Below are 20,819 nucleotides of genomic sequence, written 5' to 3' on the forward strand. Positions count from 1 at the left end.
AGAAAACGCGTCGAAACAAATAGCCCCAATCCTGATTAAACCGATTGAAACGCATTCGCGTCGCGCAAAAAACGCGCTTGCGGCAGCCCTGCCCTGCCCGCACTCTGACGCCAACCGGTCCGGGCGACGCCAACGTCGCATCCAGAGACCAGCGCGGAGGAAACATGAGCGAAGACCTGACCCAGCGGCTCGAGCGCTGCTATACCGGCATCATCCATGACGTGATGCGCGCCGTGGGACTGACCGACTTCACCTTGCCGCCGGAACTGCGCCCGCTCCTGCCCGGAACCAAGCTGGCGGGGCCCGCCTTCACCGTGGAGGGCAAGACCGGCGAGTTCGACGCGCATGAGACCCTGCTCGGCTGGACCGGCCTGCTCTCGGCCGCCAGGCCCGGCCATGTCTGGGTCTGCCAGCCCAATACCGAGGAGGTTGCGCTGATGGGCGAGCTCTCGGCCGAGACGCTGAAGAACAAGGGCGTGCGCGGCTGCGTCATCGACGGCCTCTCGCGCGACACCGAATTCATGATCGAGATGGGCTTCCAGGCCTATTTCAAGGCCTATACGCCGCGCGACATCGTCGGTGTCTGGCTGCCCAAGACGATCGACGAACCGATCAAGATCGGCGCAGTCTGGATCCGGCCGGGCGACTATGTCCTCGGCGACCGCGACGGCGTGGTGCGGATTCCCATCGAGGTGATCGAGGAGGTTCTGGACAAGGCCGAAGCCGCGATCTCGACCGAGAACAAGGTCCGCACCGCGATCCTGGCCGGCACCGACCCGCAAGCCGCCTATCTGCAGTTTGGCAAATTCTGATGAGCGCGCCAGTTCCAGCGAGCACCCATGATCCGCGCCTGATCCTGCTCGACCCGCGCGACAACGTCTTCGTCGCGCGGATGCGGCTGCCCGCTGGCGAGGCGATCGAGACCGGCGCCGGCAAGGCCGCCCTCGACCGCGACATCCCGCTCGCCCACAAGATCGCGCGGCGGGCGATCGCGCCCGGCGAGAAGATCCTGAAATATGGCGCGCCGATCGGCGTCGCCACGGTCGCGATCGCAGCGGGTTGCCATGTCCATGTCCAGAACATGAAGAGCGACTACACGCCGACCTATCATCTGGAAGACGAGCGCAAGGAAGACGAACGCAAGACGGGGATGAACGCATGACCGAGCTTGCCGGCTATCTGCGCTCCGACGGGCGCAAGGGCATCCGCAACATCGTCGCGGTCGCCTATCTCGTCGAATGCGCCCACCATGTCGCCCGCGAGATCGCCCAGCCCTGGCGCGAGAACGACGTCCACGTCATCGGCTTTCCCGGCTGCTATCCCAACGCCTATGCCGAAAAGATGATGGAGCGGCTCTGCACCCACCCCAATGTCGGGGCGGTGCTGATGGTCTCGCTCGGCTGCGAGAGCTTCAACAAATATGCGCTGGAGCGTATCGTCGCGGCCTCGGGCCGGCCCGTGAAGACGATCGTCATCCAGGGCACCGGCGGCACCCGCGCCTCGATCAAGGAGGGGCGCGCCTGGGTCGAGACGCAGCGCGCCGGGCTCGACCGGCAGGAAACGGTGCCGATGGCAGTCTCCGAGCTCATTGTCGGCACGGTCTGCGGCGGTTCCGACGGCACCTCCGGCATCACCGGAAACCCGGCTGCGGGGCGCGCCTTCGATCAGCTCATCAGCGAGGGCGCTGCCTGTATTTTTGAGGAAACCGGCGAATTGATCGGCTGCGAGCACATCATGGCGGCGCGCGCGATCACGCCCGAGCTCGGCCGGATCCTGGAGCAGTCCGTCGCCAAGGCGGCGCGCTATTACGCCACGCTGGGTTATGGCTCCTTCGCCGCCGGCAATGCCGAGGGCGGGCTTTCGACCATCGAAGAGAAATCGATGGGCGCCTATGCCAAATCCGGAGCCTCCGCCATTTCCGGCCTGCTCAAGCCCGGCGACATCCCGCCGCGCGGCGGACTCTATCTGCTCGATGTCGTTCCCGATGGCGAGGTGCGCTTCGGCTTCCCCAACATCAACGACAATGCCGAGATCGCGGAGCTGATCGCCTGCGGCGCGCATTGCGTGCTGTTCGTGACGGGACGCGGCTCGGTCGTCGGCTCGGCGATTTCGCCGGTGGTGAAGATCTGCGCCAATCCCGAGACCTATCGGCGCATGGCAGAGGACATGGATGTCGATGCCGGGCGCATTCTCGAGGGGCGAGCCGGGCTCGATCAGGTCGGCACGGAAATCCGCGACCTCGTGGTCTCATTGGGCCAGGGCGCGCGGACCAAGTCCGAGGAACTCGGGCATCAGGAATTCATCCTGACCTATAAGAGCTTCGAGCCGCTCGGTCCGTCCTGCCTGCCGGCCGGCTGACAGCGGCTGCCTTTGATTTTAACGCGTTTTCTTCACGCGAACCGGAGTCCACTTCGCTCGAAAACGCTCGGACCGCCGGCCCGACAGGTTTTGTTCACGCCAATATCGGGCAATTGTTGCACGGCGGACGCCCTGAGCCACAATGAGGCAAGCTTCGCGCAAGCTTGGCATGCTCTGGTAACGGCTTGGGGGCGTCATGCTGGACACCTTGTACAAACTTGCTGGCGAGACCTCGGCGGAGTCGCGCCGTCGCCTGCTCCACGTGGTCACGAAGCTGTTTTTCTACGATCCCGACCCGACGGTGACGTCGAAATATCACTATGGCGAGATCGCGCTCTCGTCGCTGGGGCATATCGACAGGCGAGCACGCCAGACCTATGCGGACGAGGTCGCGGCGGAGCCGAACCTGCCGCGCAGCGTCGCCAACGCCCTGGCAGGCGACCCCGACAGCGAGGTTGCGCGCCTCGTCCTGCGGCTTTCGCCGGCCCTGACCGATCGCGACCTTGCCGCCATCGCCCTGAATCAATCGCAGGAGCATCTCACCGCGATCGCCGAACGCGCGCGCCTGTCGGAGAAGGTGACCGATATCCTGGTCGAGCGGGGCGACAACGGCGTGCTTAAGACGGTCGGCGGCAATGAAGGTGCGCAATTCTCCGACAACGGCTTCAATCATCTGCTGGAGCGCGGCCGCGAGGAGCCGGAGATCCACCGGACGGTCGCGGTCCGCTCGGATCTCACGCAGGAACGGGCCGAGCGCGTGATGCGCATTCTCGCCGAGCTCGGCGGTGAAGACGCGGGCGGCGCCAATGCTGATGACGAGGCCGGCGCCATCGCGCAGCAGGCTCGCCAGCAGCGGCTCGAAGTGACCGGCCTGCTGACGGATCTGGCGGCGAAGACGCGCCTTCTGGACGACGTGCTGTTCATGCTCGCGGAGGAAGACCGCGCCTATCATCTTGCCCAGGTCATCGCCCGGGAATCCGAGATCGCGGTCGAGCACGCGCTTCGAACTCTGTTGCGCCGGGACGCCAACGGCATCGCCCTGGCCTGCCGTGCCCTGGATGTCGGCTATCCCGCCTTTGCGGCGATCCTGGCCCTGCGGGCGAGACGGTTGATGTTCGCCAACAAGCGCGTCGAGGACGATCTGCGCAACTACGCCCAGATCGATTCGGCTGCGGCCGAGCGCGGCATGCGCTTCACCCGCATGAAGGCCAAGCTCTCGGGGGACGCGCCGGGCAAGGCGATCGAGCTTCAAGCCGATCCCCGGCGGCGGCCCTGAAGCGGGTCATGGTCGGGCTTGACTGACCATCTCGCAAACCAGAGCACTCCGTCATGGGATTCTCAGGGCGCAAGCCCCGGAATGGCGCTCAACGATGGATCCCTGAGCGTCGCCGCCGATGCGGGGAATGATAGCGCGAATGATGGCAGGCGGTCGCCCGGATTGGCGATTGACCGGGGCGGCGCCCCGCCTTAGCCGGTGAATATGGGCGAGATGATCGACAGGATCAGGCTGGGACGCGGCGCGGTTGCGCTGGTCCTGGCCTATGCGCTCATCCTGCAAGGCGTGCTCTATGCGATCGGGGCGGGCCTCGCCGCTTCGCCCGCGAACCGGTTGACCCACGTGCTCTGCACGCCAGGCGTCACGGTCACGCAGGACATCCCGGGCAACCCGGTCCCGACGCCCGATTGCTGCGTCATGGGTTGCGCCTCGATCGCGGGTGCACTGCCTGCGCCCGATGCTATCACCCTGCCCGCACGCACCAGCCGCTTGGCTGCGGTGGAAACGGCAGAGCGCCACCAGAGCGCGCCGTTGCGCGCAACGCTCTTCTACCCCCTGGGCGCACGCGCCCCGCCCGTCCCGAGCTGAACCCGCCCGTTCTTCTCCAGCTCAGGACCCTTGCCATGACCACCGTTTCCACGGCGGAGGCCGCGCCCATGCGCGCCGCCGACCGCGCCATATCCTTCTATCGTGCCGTCTGGCGCTGGCATTTCTATGCCGGGCTGATGACGCTGCCCTTCCTCATCCTGCTCGCGGTGACCGGCGGGCTCTATCTCTTCCACCATGATCTCGACCGGCTGATCCATCGCGATCTGAAGCAGGTCGAGCGCCGCGCGGAGGCGCCGCGCAAACCGAGCGAGATCGTCGCCAGCGCCGTAGCGAGCGTTCCGGGCCGGGCGGTCAAATACGTTCCCCCTGAGTCTTCCTCCGCCTCGGCCGAGGTGACGATCCGCGATGCGGCCGGCGCGCGGCAGGTCGTCTATGTCGACCCCTACGACGCCCGCGTGCTCGGCACATTCAGCGACCGGGGAACCGCGATGTGGGTGGTGCGACAGCTGCACAGCCTGGCCTATTTCGGGCCGGTCGCGAATGGCGCGATCGAGATCGTCGGCGGCTGGTCGATCCTGCTGGTCGCGACCGGCATCTATCTGTGGTGGCCGCGCAGAGGCGGCGGAGGCGTGGTCACGGTAAGGGGACAGCCGCGCCAGCGCGTGTTCTGGCGCGATCTCCACGCCGTCACCGGCATCTTCGCCGGGGTCTTCATCCTCTTTCTCGCGATCTCAGGCATGCCCTGGTCGGTGTTCTGGGGCGCCAAGGTCAATGAATGGGCCAATGGCAACAATTTCGGTTATCCGGCCGGCGTACGCGTCGCGGTGCCGATGTCGGAGGATCCCCTGCATCTGCATGGCCCGACGGCCTGGTCGCTCGAACAGGCGAAGATGCCGGAATCGAATGCAAATCCCGGGCAGGCGATTGGCCTCGACGCTGCCATCGCGCGCTTCGATGCGCTTCGCCTCACACCCGGATATGCCGTGAACCTGCCCGCCGGCCCCAAGGGCGTCTATACCGGCTCGGTTTATCCCAACGATCTCGCGCGCCAGCGCGTGGTCCATCTCGACCAGTATAGCGGCGAGCCGTTGATCGATATGGGCTATGCCGATTACGGCACCTTCGGCAAGGCATTGGAATGGGGCATCAATGTCCATATGGGCCAGGAATTCGGGCTGGCGAACCAGCTCCTGATGCTCGCGGCTTGCGTCGCGATCATCCTGCTGTCGGTCTCGGCCGGTGTGATGTGGTGGAAGCGCCGCCCTGCGGGGCGCCTCGGCGTGCCGCCGCTGCCGGCCCGGCCGGGAACGCTCTACGGCGTCTTCGCAATCCTGGCGATCGGCGGCGCGATCTTCCCGCTCGTCGGCGCATCGCTGATCGCGATGCTGCTTCTCGACCGCCTGATTTCAAGAAGAACAACAACCTGAAGTTGCATTCCCGCTCTTCTCGCGACGTTTTCGCGAGAAGAGCTTTGCAGACGCACGGAGAGCGCATCGAATTCTCGGCAATACTCGGGAAAAGTGTGATCCATTTTAAGAGTGCAGCAAGTGCTGGTGCAGCATTTTGCGAAAACATCCATTGCCCCGAGGCTCCGATGCTGCGTGCCCTGACCCAGATGCCGGCCGACATGTCGTCGGATTCGCGCCGGCAACTGCTGAACGCCGTCACCGACCTCTTCCTCCTCGACAACGAGCCGACCGAGCTCGCCAAGGAGCATTACGGCAAGATCGCATTGCACGCGCTGCCCCGGCTCGAAGACGATCACCGCAGGGACTATGCCGAGCAGGTCGCGGAGATGGAGACCTTGCCGCGCGAGGTCGCGACCTCGCTGGCCGGCGACCCCGACAGCGAGGTTGCGCGCCTCGTACTGAAGCTCTCGCCGGTGCTGACCGACGCCGACCTCGCCGCCATCGCCGTCAGCCAGTCGCAGCGCCATCTCGCCGCCATCGCCGAACGCAGCCGGCTGTCGGAGAGCGTGACAGACATCCTGGTTGAACGCGGCGACCGGATCGTGCTCGAGACCGTCAGCGGTAATGAAGGCGCCGACCTCTCCGATCACGGCTTCGAGCGCCTGATCGAACGCAGCGTCGGCGATGCCGGCATCGGCCTTGCCCTCTCGACGCGCTCCAATCTCACCCCGGGCCGGGCTGACCGTGTGATGCGCATCGTCGAGGAGCTCAGCGGCGAGAACGGGCTCTGGTCCAAGCCCAATGACGAGGCCGTGACGCTTGCGCGGCAGGCGCGCCAGCACCGGCTGGAGGTGAAGCTGCTGCTGGTCGATCTCGCCGCCAACAAGCGCACGCTCGACGATGTCGTTACCATGCTCGCCGAGGAGGACCGCGCCTATCACCTGGCACAGGTCTTCGCGCAGATCGGCGAGATCAGCATCGAGCAGGCCTTGCGAATCCTGATGCAGCGCGACGTCAGCGGTATCGCCGTGCTGAGCCGCGCCCTGAACCTCGGCGCGGCCGCCTTCGAGGCGATCCTGACCCTGCGCGCGCAGCGCCTGCTCTTCGCCAGGAAATCCGCCGAAGACGATCTGAAGAGCTATATGCAGCTCGATTTGGCGACGGCGGAACGCACGCTGCGCTTCCTCAAGATGAAGCTGAAACTGGCCTGAGCGCGGCCGGCAGGCGACCCGCCACAAAACCGCGACAATCGCCACCCTTTCTGCTAGCTGTTGCACGGTTGGTCGCAAGGATGCCTTCGACGTGAGATGTTCGCTTCTCTCCGGCGCGTTATGCGCGGTCACCTTGAGCGCGGCGAACGCCCAGGCGCAGGTCTTCCTGCCCTACAGCACGTTCGACTCCCTGCCCTCCTTCGCCTGGTCGGAGCCGACGCTCGCGCCCGGCGGCGTGAAGTGGGAGGGCAACTATGCCCGCATCTCCAGCGGCTTCCAGGTAACGAGCTCTAAGCGGCTTGGCACCTCCGCCGGCCCGACCTTCGGACTCGAAGCCGGGACGATGCGGCGCGAGGGCAATTTCGTCTATGGCATCGTCGGTGCGCTGCAATACATGCCCGCGATCGGCGGCTACGGCACGCCCAGCTTCGGCAATGTCGCCTATACCCGCGACTTCGCCGGCGCCTTCCAGATCAAGGCCGGCGTGCTCGCGACGCCCGACGTCCTGCTCTACACCAAGGTCGGCATGTCGGCGGCCAACGAGACGCTGCGCTTCGGAGGCTCGCCCTGGTCGGCACCGTTCTCGCGCTCGGATATCGCCCTCAGGCCCGAGGCCTATGTCGGCGCCGAATGGGCGGTGACGAACAATCTGACACTGGGGCTCGAAGTCGGCGTCGTCGGACAGGCGATCCGCTGAGGTTTTGATTCAAGCGGTTGCGGAGCTGATTCCGCAGACGACTGTAAACGCTTGAAAGATTTGAGATCTCCAAAAAGGGCGCGGGGAACCCCTCTCCTGCATCGAAGTCGGGTATACCCGACTTCGACACTCTGAGTACTGAACCCGGGTATACCCGGGTTCAGTGAGAGGGGCAGGGGTGAGGTGTAGGCCCCTGGACCAGTAAGGCGCCCGCCTCACAGCGAGACAGCGGTGAGGTCGCAGTCAAAACGTCAAACGGCCGACCCCTCACCCTGCTCTCTCCCTACGGGAGAGGCTCCCCGCGGTTCCTCGCGTCGTCTTCTACCCCCCGAACTTGTTGTTCTTGGCGAAGCCTTTCGGCGGCAGGCGGCCGGATTCCCCGCGGTGGCCGAGCCACTCCATCAGCTCGCTCTGCGCCACCGTCCAGGTCCGGCCCGAGGTGTCGCGCCAGGTCAGACCGTCCGCCAGCTTGAAGACCTTGGCGTCGGAGACGCCGCCGTCCTTGTAGCGCTGCAGGCGCACGCCCTTGCCGCGCGCCATCTCGGCCACTTCCGAAATCGGGAAGCAGTTGAGCTTGCGGTTCTCGCCGATGATCGCGACATGGTCGCCCTCCGCCGGCACGGCAAGCAAGGCGGAAACCGGCGCCTCGACATTGAGCACCTGCCGACCCTTGCGGGTGTTGGCCACGACATCGTCGGTCGAGGCGACGAAGCCGCGCCCATCCGTCGTCACCATCAGGAGCTTCAGCCCCGGCCGATACGGGAAGGCCGAGACGATCTCGGCGGTCTCCTCAAGCTCGATCATCAGGCGGATCGGATCACCGAAGCCGCGCCCTCCGGGCAGCTTGGATGCCTCCAGCGTGAAGACCTTGCCGTTCGAGGCCAGCACCAGGAGCTTGGCCGTCGTCTCCGTGAAGAAGGCCGTCTTCAGCCCGTCATCACCCTTGAAGGTCAGCGTCGACTGGTCCTGGACATGGCCCTTCAGCGCCCGGATCCAGCCCTTCTTCGAAATCACCACCGTCACCGGCTCGCGCTCGACCATGGCCTGGGTCAGGTCGACATCGGTCGTGTCGGGCATGTCGGCGAAAGAGGTGCGGCGCTTTCCGATCGCGGTTTCGGGGCCGAAGAGCTTCTTCACCTCGCGGATGTCGTGCTGGATGAGTTTCCACTGGACCGGCTCGGATTCCAGCAGCTCCTCGATCTGGCCCTTCTCCTTGGTCAATTCGTCGAGCTCGGTCTTGAGCTGCATCTCCTCCAGCTTGCGCAGCGAACGCAGCCGGGTGTCGAGAATAGCGTTGGCCTGAAGCTCGGTGAGCTCGAAGAAACGCATCAGCTCGACCTTCGGCTCATCCTCCTCGCGGATGATCTTGATGACGCGATCGAGGTCGAGATAGACGATCAGGAGGCCGCGCAGGATCTCCAGCCGCTTGTCGATCTGACCGAGCCGGAAGCGCGAACGGCGCAGCAGCACCTCGCGGCGATGGTCGAGCCAGGCGCGCAGGGCCTCGTTGAGGCCGAGCACGCGCGGCACCAGCCCGCCGGTCAGCACGTTCATGTTCATCGAGATGCGCGCCTCCAGCTCCGAGAGCCGGAAGAGCGATTCCATCATCAGATTGGGATCGACATTGCGGGCGCGCGGCTCGATGACGACGCGGATGTCCTCCGCCGACTCGTCGCGCAGGTCGGCCACCAATGGCAGCTTCTTGTCGTTGAGCAGCTCGGCGATCTTCTCGATCAGCCGGCCCTTCTGGACCATGTAGGGAATCTCGGTGACCACGACTTGCCAGGCGCCGCGCTCCAGATCCTCCTTGACCCAGCGCGCCCGGGTGCGGAAGGCGCCGCGGCCGGTGCGATACGTCTCGGCCATCGAGGCTCGGGTCTCGACGATGATGCCGCCCGTGGGGAAATCCGGCCCCTGCACGAAGGTCATCAGCTGTTCGGAGGTCGTCTGCGGGTGCTGGATCAGATAGAGCGCCGCGTCGCAGAGTTCGGCGGCATTATGCGGCGGGATCGAGGTCGCCATGCCGACCGCGATGCCTTGCGAACCATTGGCGAGCAGGTTCGGGAAGGCGGCGGGGAGGACGATGGGCTCCTCGTCCTCGCCGTTGTAAGTCTCGCGGAAATCGACCGCGTCCTCCTCGATGCCGTCGAGCAGGAGGCGCGCGACCTCGGTCATGCGCGCTTCGGTGTAGCGATAGGCGGCGGCGTTATCGCCGTCGATATTGCCGAAATTGCCCTGGCCATCGACGAGCGGATAACGCTGGGCGAAATCCTGGGCGAGACGCACCAGCGCGTCATAGACCGACTGGTCGCCATGCGGGTGGAACTTACCGATGACGTCGCCGACGATGCGGGCGCATTTCTTATGGACCTGGCCGGGGTCGAGCCTGAGCAATCGCATGGCGTGCAGGATGCGACGATGGACCGGCTTCAGGCCGTCGCGCGCATCCGGCAGGGCGCGATGCATGATGGTGGAGAGCGCATAGGCGAGATAGCGCTCTTCCAGCGCGGTCTTCAGATCGATGCGCTCGGATTCATCCTCCGGCGGCGGCTCGACAGGCTTGCCCATGGGAATACCTTACCAACTCTCAGTGCAGTCCATTCCACAGCCCTCATCCTGAGGAGCCGCGCAAGCGGCGTCTCGCAGGATGTTCCAGAAGGCGCTGGCTGGAGCATCCTTCGAGGCGCACTCCTGCGGAGCGCTCCTCAGGATGAGGGCTGAGGGAGACGGCGCGAATCACTTCGCACAACGATGCCGGCTGCGTACAGGCTTCGCCAAGCGCGCAGGCCCACAAACGCGGAAAAATCAGTGGATTTTCGTCGCCAGCTCGATCAATCGCGCCCGTTCGGCCGGCTCGGCCAAGCCGCGCGGCTCGTAGAGATGGCGGCGCAGGAAGAAGCCGGTCAGCGCGAAGCCCGCCGCAATGTCGGCCGCAGTCGGCGCGCGAGCGCCCTGCCCCTCCCAGAGGAAGGCCGGAAGCGCGAGCAGGCGATCGCGATAAGGCTCGGCCGCCCGGCTGCTGACCGCCTTGCCGGATTTCGGCGAGACATGGCTGAGATCCTCCATCGCCCCCGTCACCGCGCAGCGAGAGAGATCCAGGCCAAATCCCAGCTCCGACAACATCGCCACCTCGAAGCGCACCACCAGCGCCGGCGCCAGGCGTGGTTCGTCGAGATGCTGGATCAGGACGGCGAGCCCCTCATGCAGCGCCGGGTGAGGATCGCGCTCCGGCAGCAGGCGCAGCAGCGCCGCGACCGTCGCCAGCCCATAGAGCGCGACCGGCGCCTCGATCAGGCGCGCCGCATGCGATTTCAGCAGTTCGACCTTGTACTCGCCGAGATGTTCGTCGAGCCGCGCCCGCCAGGTCAGCGAGACGGCGTTGCCGGGCTGGAGCGAGGCCTGCACCTTCGACGAGCGGCCGCCGCGCACGAGGCCGAGATGGCGGCCATGAGCGAGCGTCATCACCTCTAGGATCACGGAGCTTTCGCCATGCTGGCGCTGCCCGATGATCGTGCCTTCGTCGGTCCATTCCATCGGCGCAGTTAGAGCAGGATGCGCGAGAGTTTCCAGCATTTCCGTAGGCAGCCCTGGCCATGACAGGAGCCGGCGCCTTGCGCCTTGGGCTCGACGCCATCGCCGCAACGCATGCCCGGCCAATTGCCCGTGATCGGCACCTCAGGCATTGCGGATGGTCAATCGGCTGACGCCGTCACAAGCCTGAGGACCGGCCATGGATCTCGATCTCGCTTCACGAACCGCTCTCGTCACCGGGGCAAGCTCGGGCATCGGCGCCGGTATCGCCCGCGTGCTCGCCGGGGAAGGCGCCCATGTCACTGTCACGGCACGGCGCGGCGAGCTTCTGGACAAGCTCGTGCAGGAGATCACCGCGGCCGGCGGGCGGCCTCCAGCGATCGTGCTCGGCGACATCACCGATGCCGGCGATGTCGCCCGCATCGCCAGCGAGGCGACGGCCGCGCTCGGCCGGATCGACATCCTCGTCAACGCGGCCGGCGGCTCGCGCCCGATCGCCACGGACGCAGCCGACGCGGCCTGGGACGAGGCCTTCGCGTTGAATTTCACGGCAGCCCGCCGCTTGACCGAGGCCGTGCTGCCGGCCATGCGGGCGCGGCGCTGGGGCCGGATCGTCAATATCAGCGGTTCGATGGAGCCGCGCAGCCTGAACGCGGCGAGCGCGGCCAAGGCTGCTCTGCATCTCTGGGCGAAGGGGCTGTCCTGCGACGTGGCCGCCGAGGGCGTCACCATCAACACGATCCCGCCCGGCCGGATCAACAGCGAGCAGATTCTCAACAGGCTGCACCCCACGGAGGAATCCCGCCAGGCCTTCATCGCCCGCAACATCCCGGCCGGCTATTTCGGCGAGCCCGAGGATATCGGGCATCTCGTGGCCTTCCTGGCCTCGCCGCAGGCGCGCTACATCACCGGCGCCGTCATCCCCGTCGATGGCGGCATGCATTTCTTCGCGCATTGAGTCTTCGTGTATCGAGACTTGGCGCAACAAGACTTGGCGTAATGAGACTTGGCGAATCGAGGCCCGGGACAGAGCCTCCCCACCCTAGCCCACCACGCGCTCGACCCGGCTGATCACGCGCTTCTCGCGCAATTCGCTGATGATGGCGCTGAGATGCTTCAGGTCCCAGACCGTCAGGTCGATCGTCACATCGGTGAAGTCCGGGTTCGGACGCACCATCGAGACCGCGTCGATATTGCCGTCATGCTCGGCGATCGTCGTGGTGATCTGGGCGAGCGAGCCCGGCTCGTTGATCGAGTTCAGCTTGATGCGGGCCGGAAAGCGCTGCGGCGCCTTGTCGTCGAGATCCCAGCGCACATCGAGCCAGCGCTCGGGCTCGTTGTCGAAGGCCGCGAGCGCGGTCGACTGGATCGGGTAGATCGTCACCCCCTCGCCCGGCGTCAGGATGCCGACGATGCGGTCTCCCGGCACGGCGCCGCCATCGGGCGCGAAACGCACCGGCAGGTCGCCGCCGAGCCCACGGATCGGGATGGCGGTGCTGTCGGCGTCGGGCGTCTCGCCCGGCAGCTTGAATTTGAGGTTGTCGCCCTTGCGCAGCTCGAACCAGCCCTTGCCGTTGCCAGTGGTCGCGCCGGCCGATTTCGCCTCGGGCGCGCCGCGCTTTTCGAGCTCGAGATCGGGATAGACCGCCTTGACCACATCGCCGGAATACATTTCGCCGCGCCCGACGGCCGCCAGCACATCATCGACCGCGGTGCGGGCAAGCCGCTTCAGCGAGGCTTTCAGCTTGTCGTCGGAGAACGGCCGCTCGGCGCGGGTGAAAGCACGCTCCAGGATCTGGCGCCCAAGCCCGGCATATTGCCGACGCACGGCCGCGCGCGTGGCACGGCGGATGGCGGCGCGGGCCTTGCCGGTCACGACGAGCGATTCCCAGGCAGCCGGCGGCGCCTGCCCCTCGGCGCGGGTGATCTCGACCTCGTCGCCATTCTGCAGCTCGGTCAGGAGCGGAGCGATGCGGCCATTGATCTTGGCCCCGACCGCGCTGTTGCCGACATCGGTGTGGACGGCATAGGCGAAATCGATCGGCGTCGCGCCGCGCGGCAAAGCGATCAGGCGGCCCTTGGGCGTGAAGCAGAAGACCTGGTCGTGGAAGAGCTCAAGCTTCGTGTGCTCGAGGAACTCCTCCGGGCTGTCGCCCTCGGCCAGCAGATCGACCGTGCGCCGGAGCCATTGATAGGCCCGGCTCTCATCGGCGAACTGGGTCAATTCGGTGGTGCGGCCGTCCTTGTAATGCGCATGCGCGGCGATGCCGAATTCGGCGATGCGATCCATGGTGTCGGTGCGGATCTGCAGTTCGACGCGGCTATGGCCCGGCCCGACCACGGTGGTGTGGATCGAGCGGTAATCGTTCTGCTTGGGTGTCGAGATGTAGTCCTTGTAGCGGCCGGGCACCATCGGCCAGGTCATGTGCACGATGCCGAGCACGCGGTAGCAATCCTCCGGCGAATCCACGATCACGCGAAAGCCGAAAATGTCGGAGAGCTGCTCGAAGGAGACGGATTTGCGCTCCATCTTCTTCCAGATCGAATAGGGTCGCTTGCGCCGCCCTGAGACCTGCGCCTGGATGCCGCGCGCGGCGAGCTTCTCCTTCAGATCCTTCTCGATGATGCCGATGACCTTGCCCTCGCGCTCGGTCACCTCCTCCAGCCGCTTGGTGACGGTGGCGTGCGCCTCGGGCTTGATGTGGCGGAAAGCCAGCTCCTCGAGCTCCTCGCGCAGCTCCTGCATGCCCATGCGCCCGGCAAGCGGAGCATAGATCTCGGCGGTTTCCTCGGCGATGCGCAGGCGCTTCTCGGGCGCGACGAAGTGCAAGGTGCGCATGTTGTGGAGCCGGTCGGCGAGCTTGACCAGCAGCACGCGGACATCATCGACGATGGCGAGCAGGAGCTTGCGGAAATTCTCGCCCTGCGCCGCCTTCTTGGAGACGAGGTCGAGCTTCTTGATCTTGGTCAACCCGTCCACCAGCCGGCGGATATCGGGCCCGAACATGCTCTCGATCTCTTCGAGCGTGGCGGCGGTATCCTCGACCGTGTCGTGCAGGACGGCCGCGACGATGGTCGCATCGTCGAGCTTGAGATCGGTCAGGAGGGCTGCGACTTCCAGCGGATGGGCGAAGAACGGGTCGCCTGAGGCGCGTTTCTGCGTGCCATGCGCCCGCATGGCGTAGACATAGGCCCGGTTGAGCAGGTCTTCGTCGGTATTGGGGTTGTAGCTCCTGACCCGGTCAACGAGCTCGTATTGCCGCATCATGCCCATGCGGGCCCTCTATATCTGCCTAGAGCATTGCGCGAAAAAGTGGGTGCCGGTTTTTCGCAGGGGCAATGCTCTAAACTTTTTGAATCGATCACGGTTTTCGCATTCGGACGTTTCCGTCCGAATGCGACGTGATCTCGCGACACTGCCTGCCTGCTTCTCATTCGATCAATCAATATCGGCGCGGGCGGTGAAGGCGGCAAGGCGGATTCCTGTGTGGCGGGCATGAAAAAGCCCGGCAAGGCCGGGCTTTAGCAAACGCAATGAAGATTTTGCGTGACGATCAGTCCTCGTCGTCGGCGCTCTCGGTCGGCGGCACGAGCCCGTCGAGGCCGCGCAGCAGGTCGTCCTCGCTCATGCGGTCGAACTGGATCTCGGAATCGGGCGCCGAGGCGTTCGGCACCGACGTCGTCAGCAGCGGTACGGTCTCGGCCTCGGGCTCGTCGACCTCGACATGCTTCTGCAGCGAGTGGATCAGGTCTTCCTTCAGATCCTCGGGCTTCAGCTTCTCGTCGGCGATCTCGCGCAGCGCGACGACCGGGTTCTTGTCGTTGTCGCGGGGAACCAGGATCGACGATCCGGACTGGATCATCCGCGCGCGGTGGCTGGCGAGCAGCACCAGCTCGAAGCGGTTGTCGACCTTGTCGATGCAGTCTTCAACGGTTACGCGAGCCATGGCGCGGCTCCTTCTGATCTTAGCGATGCAGGGGAAGATGATGTGGCCCGGCCATACAGCCAATGCGCGCCGATTGCAAGATTTTGCTCACACCTACTCGTCCGGCTTTCGCCTCAGCCGCCGCGCATCCGCCTGACCATGTCATCGAGGCTGGGCTCGCGCGCATCAGCGCCAAGCGCATGCCCGCCCGCCATCGTCGGCAATTCATGCTTGTCGAGCTGGGCGAAGCGCAGCCGCATCGTCGTGGCGACGCCTTCGCCGAAGGCAATCGCCTCGCGATTGCCGATCGAGGACAGGAAGTTGATCGTGCTCGCTGAAGCGTCCGAGATCGCCGAGCGGATGATCTGCTGGTCGCGCTCGTTCGACAGGCGCATTGCGAAGATCGTCGAGCACTGCGACAGGATCGTCGGATCGAGTTCGCCGGGCCGCTGCGTCACGACGCCGAGATAGCAGCCATATTTGCGGCCTTCCTTGGCGATGCGGGCGATGGCCTGCCGTGTCGGCGCGAAGCCGAGCGCCGGGTCGGACGGCACATAGCGATGCGCCTCCTCGCACAGAACGAGGACTTCATAGGCGCCGTGGCTCGCCACCGCGAGGTCGAAGGCCAGGCGCGACAGCACCGAAGCGACGGCATTGACGACCTCGGACGGCAAGCCGGCAAGCTGGAAAGCGGTGATCGGCCGCCCGTGATGCGGCACGCGGAAGATCTGGCTGACGATCGGCGCCATGGTCTCGATCATGTTGGCGCGGGCGAACATGAAACGGTAGCGCGGATCCTTGTGGAGCGCCTCGAGGCGCACTCTCAGCGAGCGCAGCGAGGCCCGCGGCCAGCGCAATTCATGCAGGCCGATCAGTTCGTCGATGACCGCGAAGGCGTCCTTCATCCGGTAGGGCGTCGGCGAGTCGAAGCTGTTGCCCGTCGCCTCCCCCGGGTCTCGCGGGCCGCCCATGTCGAGCGGGCGCTTGAGCAGCGTCGTGCCGAGATCTCGCGCGATATCCAGTGCGGTGGGGGCACGGTAACGTTCGCGCGCGGTGGCGATGACCTCGCGCAGGATGTCGGCTTCCTCATCGAGCTGCGGGCGGCCGCGGAAGACGACGTCGCCGAGCTCTTCCAGCCTGAACATCCAGAACGGCAGATCGAGCCCCTCGCTGTCGATCGTCAGCGCCTTGTCGGGAAAGGCATGGGCGTATTCGTTGTGCGGATCGAGGATCAGCACGCGCAGGCGCGGACGGGCGGCCACCGCCTTGCGCAGCAAGAGGGAAACTGCGCTCGACTTGCCGACGCCGGTCGTGCCGAGGACGGCGAAATGGCGCGACAGCATGTCCTCGATGCAAACAGTCGCGGGGATGCTCGCATCCTGTGTCAGATGGCCGATCGACACGCCCGAGCGCGCGCCGAGATCGTGGACCAGGGCGAGATCGCCCGCGCGGATGCGATGGGCGATGGCGCCGATCGGCGGGTAGCTGCTGATGCCGCTCTGGAAGCGCGGCGCCTCGCCATCGATGTCCGAGACTTCGCCCAAGAGCTCGACCTGGACGTGAATGGCGTTGTCGGAGGTCTCATCCCAGACCGTCTTGACCGCCGACATCTCGTAGACGAGCCCGACAATGCGGGTATGCCCCAGGCTGATCGAGATCATCTTGCCGATCGTCCAGGAATCGGGCCCGACCGCGCTCTCTCCGGAAACCATGCTCGCGATCGTCGCGCGCGAGCCGTCGCAGGACACGACGCGGCCCAGCGCGCGATCGGGCGGCTGGTTGGCGTCGCGCCGGTCGGCCACGACATCGGTTCCGAATTGCGCGGTCTTTACTGCAAACTGCACGCCCACGGCTGCCTTTTCGCTGGTCTGATTGGATTTGGACCGTAATCCCGGCCCTTTACGATTGCCTTTAACGGGCCACGGCGTGCGAGCTGCGCTTGCGGATGCGGTTACCAAATCGCCAACAAGAGCAGCGGCATCGGACTCATCAGCGAAACTGGCCGCGCCGATCACATTCCTTGCCTTGAGCCCCAGGCCCCTCGCGTCTATGCACGCGCGATAAGAGCGAGGGACGGCGATGACGACGAACCGACTGCGGCTGGGCGTGAACATCGATCACGTTGCGACGGTGCGCAATGCCCGCGGCGGCGCCCTGCCCGATCCGGTGCGCGCCGCGCATCTCGCCATTGCCGCCGGAGCCGACGGGATCACCGCGCATCTGCGCGAGGACCGCCGCCATATCCGCGACGCCGACATCGAACGGCTGATGGCAGAGCTGACCAAGCCGTTGAATTTCGAAATGGCGGCGACCGACGAGATGGTCGCGCTGGCGGAACGCCTGAAGCCGCATGCGGCCTGTCTCGTGCCGGAGAAGCGCGAGGAGCGCACCACCGAGGGCGGGCTCGACGTTGTCGGCCAGCGCGCCGCGCTGACCCCGCAGATCGCTCGCCTCAAGGCGGCGGGCTGCCGCGTCTCGCTCTTCATCGAGGCCGATGAGGCGCCGATCGCGATGGCCGCCGAGCTCGGCGCGCCGGTCGTCGAGCTGCATACCGGCAGCTGGTGCCATGCCGTCCAGGATGGCGAGACGGCCAAGGCGGAAGCCGAGTTCCAGCGCCTCGCCAAGGGGGCTGCCCTTGCCGCAAAGCTCGGGCTCGAAGTCCATGCCGGGCATGGGCTCGACTATGAGACCGCCCGCATTCTCGCCGGCGTGCCCGGCTTCCTCGAATTCAACATCGGCCATTTCCTCGTCGGCGAAGCGATCTTCATCGGCTTCGAACAGGCGATCGCGCGGATGCGGCAGGCGATGGACCAGGGTCGCGCCGGGATCTGAGCCACGCGACGCCGCGACACAGAGCGCCCTGACATCTTTCGGGGATTGAGAAAGCGAAAACGATGAGCGACCGGGACCGGCAGAACCTCACGATCATCCCGCCGAGCCATCCCTTGCGCGGTCGCGTCGCCCCGCCGGGTTCGAAGTCGATCACGAATCGCGCCTTGCTGCTGGCCGCCCTGGCGAAGGGGACCAGCCATCTCACAGGCGCGCTCAAGAGCGACGACACACGCTACATGGCCGAAGCCTTGCGCGCGATGGGGGTCACGATCGCGGAGCCCGACGAGACGAGCTTCACCGTGACCGGAGACGGCCGGTTGCGGGAGCCTGCCGCGCCGCTCTTCCTCGGCAATGCCGGCACGGCGACGCGTTTTCTGGCAGCGGCCGCGGCCCTGGTCGACGGGCAGGTCGTGATCGACGGCGACGAGCATATGCGCAAGCGGCCGATCAAGCCGCTCCTGACCGCACTGCGCTCACTGGGGATCGACGCGACCTCCGAGACCGGCTGCCCGCCCGTCACGATTCGCGGCACGGGCGGTTTCGAGGCTGGTCGCGTCGAGATCGATGGCGGCCTTTCCAGCCAGTATGTCTCCGCGCTGCTGATGCTGGCCGCCTGCGGCTCCGGCCCTGTCGATGTCGTGCTTGCCGGCGACGACATCGGCGCACGCGGCTATATCGAGCTGACGCTCGCGGCGATGGAGGCCTTCGGCGCGCATATCGACCGCCCCAGCGCCTCCAGCTGGCGGGTCGCGCCGACCGGCTACCGCGCGGCGGATTTCGCGATCGAACCCGATGCCTCGGCGGCAACCTATCTCTGGGCAGCCGAAGCGCTGACCGGCGGTGCGATAGACCTCGGAATGACAGCGGCAGCCTTCACGCAGCCCGATGCCCGGGCCTATGACGTCATCGCCAAATTCCCACACCTGCCCGCGATCATCGACGGATCGCAGATGCAGGATGCCGTGCCGACGCTGGCGGTGCTCGCCGCTTTCAACGAGACGCCGGTGCGCTTCACCGGCATCGGCAATCTGCGCGTCAAGGAATGCGACCGGGTGGCGGCGCTCGCCGCCGGCCTGTCCCGGATCTTGCCCGGCCTCGGCCGCGAAGAGGGCGACGACCTGCTCGTGGCGTCCGATCCGACACTGGCCGGGCGGACCTTGCCGGCATCGATCGACACTTATGCCGATCACCGCATCGCGATGAGCTTTGCCCTGGCCGGATTGAAGCTGCACGGCATCACCATTCTGGATGCGGGCTGCGTCGCCAAGACCTATCCCGATTATTGGCAGGCTCTCGGTTCGCTCGGCGTAACCTTTGACGGCTAGGGCCGGACGATTTCAGACGGGGTCACGAAGTGATCCCATCTTAAATCTGAATCGGTCTCTCATCCAAGGAGGGAAAGCCGGATCAAAGCGAAAAACCGGTTTCCCCTTTCTCGCATCCTGCTCTAAATCCGGGACATGATCCTCGGTATCGGCTCCGACCTCTGCGACATCACCCGCATCGAGAACTCGCTTGCGCGGTTCGGCGAGCGTTTCACCCATCGCGTCTTCACCGAGGGCGAGCGCCAGAAATCGGATCGGCGCGCGACGCGGGCGGCCTCCTATGCGCGCCGCTTCGCCGCGAAGGAAGCCTGCTCCAAGGCGCTTGGAACCGGGATACGCGCCGGCGTGTTCTGGCGCGACATGGAGGTCATCAATCTCCCCGGCGGGCGGCCGACATTGCGCCTGACCGGCGGCGCGGCCGAGCGGCTCCTGGCGATGATGCCGCCGGGCCATGAGGCGGTCATCCATGTCTCGCTGACCGACGATCCGCCGATGGCCCAGGCCTTCGTGGTGATCGAGGCCCGTGCGAAGGCCGTGAACTCTGCCTGAAAGGGCGCCGATGGCGGGAAGGAGGGCGCCGCCGTGACGCTGACCACCTGGCCCAACGGCACGGAACGCGAGATCGCCCGGGCCGATGTCCACGGCCGCTGGGTGGCGTGGTCCTGAAGCAGAGCATTGAGCGAAAAAGTGGGTACCGGTTCTTCGCTGGAGCAATGCTCAACTTTTAGGATCGGTCACGTTTTTCGTATTCGGACGGTTCCGTCCGAATACGACGTGACCGAGTGCATCGGCCCGAACAGTGGGAACCGGTTTTCGGAACAAGCCGATGCAGAATCAAAACCCTACAGCATCAGACCGATCCGATACTCGGTCTGATGCTGTAGGGGCGTCAGGACCAGCCGTTCCTCACGCCTCGTCGTTCAGCCAGCGATAGAGGATGCCGCCGAAGGCGCCGCCGAGGATCGGAGCGACCCAGAACAGCCACAGCTGGGACAAGGCCCATCCGCCGACGAACAGGGCCGGCCCCGTGCTGCGCGCCGGGTTCACCGAGGTGTTGGTCACCGGGATGCTGACCAGATGGATCAGCGTCAGCGCCAGGCCGATCGCGAGCGGGGCGAAACCGGCGGGGGCCTGCTTGCTGGTCGCGCCGAAGATCACGAAGAGGAAGACCGCCGTCAGCACGAATTCCGCCACCAGAGCCGCGACCAGGCTGTATTTGCCGGGCGAGTGGTCGCCATAGCCGTTCGAGGCAAAGCCCTTCGAGAGATCGAAGCCCGGCGCGCCGCTGGCGATCACGTAGAGAAGGGCTGCCGCCGCGATCGCGCCGATGACCTGGGCTATGACATAGGGCGGAATCTGGCTTGCCGGGAAACGCCCGCCAGCCGCGAGCCCGACCGTGACAGCGGGGTTGAAATGGCCGCCGGAGATGTGGCCGACGGCATAGGCCATGGTGACGACCGTGAGGCCGAAGGCCAGCGAGACACCGAGCAGCCCGATGCCGACCTGTGGAAATCCGGCGGCGATGACGGCGCTGCCGCAGCCCGCGAATGTCAGCCAGAAAGTGCCTATCGCCTCGGCGACGTATTTCTTCGTGTTCATGGCATTTCCCCCCGAGAATCAATCCACGGCATGCTGCATCCTGGGGTTGGTGCGGTCAATCGACGCAGCCATAGCGTTGTCCTGCTTCCAGCGCAGAGATTGAACT

Annotated in this window: 18 protein-coding genes and 1 pseudogene; 13 read left to right on the plus strand and 6 right to left on the minus strand. The window is 65.8% G+C overall.

Annotated features, from left to right (window positions below; translation table 11 throughout):
* Positions 1-164 precede the first annotated feature (164 nt).
* From CYD53_RS13950 to CYD53_RS13985, 8 genes are all read left to right on the plus strand, one after another.
* Positions 165-812, plus strand: a complete 648-nt coding sequence (locus CYD53_RS13950) for an RraA family protein (RefSeq protein ID WP_103718698.1) — start codon at positions 165-167, stop codon at positions 810-812.
* A complete protein-coding gene (locus CYD53_RS13955) occupies positions 812-1,162 on the plus strand; it encodes a UxaA family hydrolase (protein WP_103718699.1) in 351 nt (116 codons plus the stop codon). The genes CYD53_RS13950 and CYD53_RS13955 overlap by 1 nt, the downstream gene beginning before the upstream one ends.
* The gene (locus tag CYD53_RS13960) at positions 1,159-2,358 is read left to right on the plus strand and encodes a UxaA family hydrolase (protein ID WP_103718700.1); all 1,200 of its coding nucleotides are present in this window, start codon (positions 1,159-1,161) and stop codon (positions 2,356-2,358) included. Before CYD53_RS13955 ends, CYD53_RS13960 begins: the two co-directional genes overlap by 4 nt.
* Before the next feature lie 196 nt (positions 2,359-2,554).
* Positions 2,555-3,634 (plus strand): DUF2336 domain-containing protein, encoded by a 1,080-nt coding sequence (locus CYD53_RS13965; RefSeq protein WP_103718701.1) that lies wholly within the window; start codon positions 2,555-2,557, stop codon positions 3,632-3,634.
* Between the two features lie 213 nt (positions 3,635-3,847).
* Complete coding sequence (locus CYD53_RS13970) at positions 3,848-4,222, plus strand: hypothetical protein (RefSeq protein ID WP_146055919.1); 375 nt, start codon at positions 3,848-3,850, stop codon at positions 4,220-4,222.
* 35 nt (positions 4,223-4,257) lie between these two features.
* On the plus strand, positions 4,258-5,610 hold the full coding sequence (locus CYD53_RS13975) for a PepSY-associated TM helix domain-containing protein (RefSeq protein WP_103718703.1): 1,353 nt from the start codon (positions 4,258-4,260) through the stop codon (positions 5,608-5,610).
* A gap of 167 nt (positions 5,611-5,777) precedes the next feature.
* Positions 5,778-6,803, plus strand: coding sequence for a DUF2336 domain-containing protein (locus CYD53_RS13980; protein WP_103718704.1), 1,026 nt, complete (start codon positions 5,778-5,780; stop codon positions 6,801-6,803).
* 91 nt (positions 6,804-6,894) lie between these two features.
* Positions 6,895-7,500 (plus strand): outer membrane protein, encoded by a 606-nt coding sequence (locus tag CYD53_RS13985; protein WP_146055920.1) that lies wholly within the window; start codon positions 6,895-6,897, stop codon positions 7,498-7,500.
* Positions 7,501-7,821: 321 nt separating this feature from the next.
* On the opposite strand, the gene parC is transcribed toward CYD53_RS13985, so the two are convergent.
* Both parC and recO read right to left on the minus strand, forming a co-directional pair.
* A complete protein-coding gene (gene parC, locus CYD53_RS13990; protein WP_103718706.1) occupies positions 7,822-10,068 on the minus strand; it encodes a DNA topoisomerase IV subunit A in 2,247 nt (748 codons plus the stop codon).
* A 237-nt stretch (positions 10,069-10,305) separates the two neighbouring features.
* On the minus strand, positions 10,306-11,034 hold the full coding sequence (recO, locus tag CYD53_RS13995; protein WP_103718707.1) for a DNA repair protein RecO: 729 nt from the start codon (positions 11,032-11,034) through the stop codon (positions 10,306-10,308).
* 196 nt (positions 11,035-11,230) lie between these two features.
* On the opposite strand from recO, the gene CYD53_RS14000 reads away from it, so the two are divergent.
* Positions 11,231-11,989, plus strand: a complete 759-nt coding sequence (locus CYD53_RS14000) for an SDR family oxidoreductase (protein WP_103718708.1) — start codon at positions 11,231-11,233, stop codon at positions 11,987-11,989.
* Positions 11,990-12,073: 84 nt separating this feature from the next.
* Here CYD53_RS14000 and CYD53_RS14005 read toward each other — a convergent pair whose 3' ends face one another.
* From CYD53_RS14005 to CYD53_RS14015, 3 genes are all read right to left on the minus strand, one after another.
* Positions 12,074-14,299 carry a RelA/SpoT family protein gene (locus CYD53_RS14005; protein ID WP_103718857.1) on the minus strand — a complete coding sequence of 742 codons (2,226 nt, stop codon included), beginning with the start codon at positions 14,297-14,299 and terminating at the stop codon, positions 12,074-12,076.
* Between the two features lie 286 nt (positions 14,300-14,585).
* Positions 14,586-14,978 carry a DNA-directed RNA polymerase subunit omega gene (gene rpoZ, locus CYD53_RS14010; protein WP_103718709.1) on the minus strand — a complete coding sequence of 131 codons (393 nt, stop codon included), beginning with the start codon at positions 14,976-14,978 and terminating at the stop codon, positions 14,586-14,588.
* Between the two features lie 113 nt (positions 14,979-15,091).
* Positions 15,092-16,801 carry an ATP-binding protein gene (locus CYD53_RS14015; protein WP_245928228.1) on the minus strand — a complete coding sequence of 570 codons (1,710 nt, stop codon included), beginning with the start codon at positions 16,799-16,801 and terminating at the stop codon, positions 15,092-15,094.
* A gap of 235 nt (positions 16,802-17,036) precedes the next feature.
* Between CYD53_RS14015 and CYD53_RS14020 the strand changes: the two genes are divergently transcribed.
* The 4 genes and pseudogenes from CYD53_RS14020 to CYD53_RS31010 form a co-directional block, all read left to right on the plus strand.
* A complete protein-coding gene (locus CYD53_RS14020; protein ID WP_103718710.1) occupies positions 17,037-17,789 on the plus strand; it encodes a pyridoxine 5'-phosphate synthase in 753 nt (250 codons plus the stop codon).
* Positions 17,790-17,851: 62 nt separating this feature from the next.
* Positions 17,852-19,114, plus strand: coding sequence for a 3-phosphoshikimate 1-carboxyvinyltransferase (locus CYD53_RS14025; RefSeq protein ID WP_103718711.1), 1,263 nt, complete (start codon positions 17,852-17,854; stop codon positions 19,112-19,114).
* Between the two features lie 135 nt (positions 19,115-19,249).
* Positions 19,250-19,663: a holo-ACP synthase gene (acpS, locus tag CYD53_RS14030; RefSeq protein WP_103718712.1), complete on the plus strand. Its 414-nt coding sequence runs from the start codon at positions 19,250-19,252 to the stop codon at positions 19,661-19,663.
* Between the two features lie 24 nt (positions 19,664-19,687).
* Positions 19,688-19,780, plus strand: a pseudogene (locus CYD53_RS31010) (hypothetical protein); the annotation flags it as partial.
* 240 nt (positions 19,781-20,020) lie between these two features.
* On the opposite strand, the gene aqpZ reads toward CYD53_RS31010, so the two are convergent.
* Positions 20,021-20,713 carry an aquaporin Z gene (gene aqpZ, locus CYD53_RS14035; protein WP_103718713.1) on the minus strand — a complete coding sequence of 231 codons (693 nt, stop codon included), beginning with the start codon at positions 20,711-20,713 and terminating at the stop codon, positions 20,021-20,023.
* Between the last annotated feature and the right edge of the window lie 106 nt (positions 20,714-20,819).

The sequence above is a fragment of the Allobosea psychrotolerans genome (assembly GCF_002917105.1).
GTDB lineage: Bacteria > Pseudomonadota > Alphaproteobacteria > Rhizobiales > Beijerinckiaceae > Allobosea > Allobosea psychrotolerans.

What these genes read in the sequence shown, in the direction of transcription:
- CYD53_RS13965 (WP_103718701.1), top strand. Translation starts at nt 2,555, where the DNA reads ATGCTGGACACCTTGTACAAACTTGCTGGCGAGACCTCGGCGGAGTCG.
- CYD53_RS14005 (WP_103718857.1), bottom strand. Translation starts at nt 14,299, where the DNA reads ATGATGCGGCAATACGAGCTCGTTGACCGGGTCAGGAGCTACAACCCC.
- CYD53_RS13980 (WP_103718704.1), top strand. Translation starts at nt 5,778, where the DNA reads ATGCTGCGTGCCCTGACCCAGATGCCGGCCGACATGTCGTCGGATTCG.
- CYD53_RS14025 (WP_103718711.1), top strand. Translation starts at nt 17,852, where the DNA reads ATGAGCGACCGGGACCGGCAGAACCTCACGATCATCCCGCCGAGCCAT.
- CYD53_RS13950 (WP_103718698.1), top strand. Translation starts at nt 165, where the DNA reads ATGAGCGAAGACCTGACCCAGCGGCTCGAGCGCTGCTATACCGGCATC.
- aqpZ (WP_103718713.1), bottom strand. Translation starts at nt 20,713, where the DNA reads ATGAACACGAAGAAATACGTCGCCGAGGCGATAGGCACTTTCTGGCTG.
- parC (WP_103718706.1), bottom strand. Translation starts at nt 10,068, where the DNA reads ATGGGCAAGCCTGTCGAGCCGCCGCCGGAGGATGAATCCGAGCGCATC.
- CYD53_RS13960 (WP_103718700.1), top strand. Translation starts at nt 1,159, where the DNA reads ATGACCGAGCTTGCCGGCTATCTGCGCTCCGACGGGCGCAAGGGCATC.
- acpS (WP_103718712.1), top strand. Translation starts at nt 19,250, where the DNA reads ATGATCCTCGGTATCGGCTCCGACCTCTGCGACATCACCCGCATCGAG.
- CYD53_RS13975 (WP_103718703.1), top strand. Translation starts at nt 4,258, where the DNA reads ATGACCACCGTTTCCACGGCGGAGGCCGCGCCCATGCGCGCCGCCGAC.
- CYD53_RS13955 (WP_103718699.1), top strand. Translation starts at nt 812, where the DNA reads ATGAGCGCGCCAGTTCCAGCGAGCACCCATGATCCGCGCCTGATCCTG.
- recO (WP_103718707.1), bottom strand. Translation starts at nt 11,034, where the DNA reads ATGGAATGGACCGACGAAGGCACGATCATCGGGCAGCGCCAGCATGGC.
- CYD53_RS13970 (WP_146055919.1), top strand. Translation starts at nt 3,848, where the DNA reads ATGATCGACAGGATCAGGCTGGGACGCGGCGCGGTTGCGCTGGTCCTG.
- rpoZ (WP_103718709.1), bottom strand. Translation starts at nt 14,978, where the DNA reads ATGGCTCGCGTAACCGTTGAAGACTGCATCGACAAGGTCGACAACCGC.
- CYD53_RS14000 (WP_103718708.1), top strand. Translation starts at nt 11,231, where the DNA reads ATGGATCTCGATCTCGCTTCACGAACCGCTCTCGTCACCGGGGCAAGC.
- CYD53_RS14020 (WP_103718710.1), top strand. Translation starts at nt 17,037, where the DNA reads ATGACGACGAACCGACTGCGGCTGGGCGTGAACATCGATCACGTTGCG.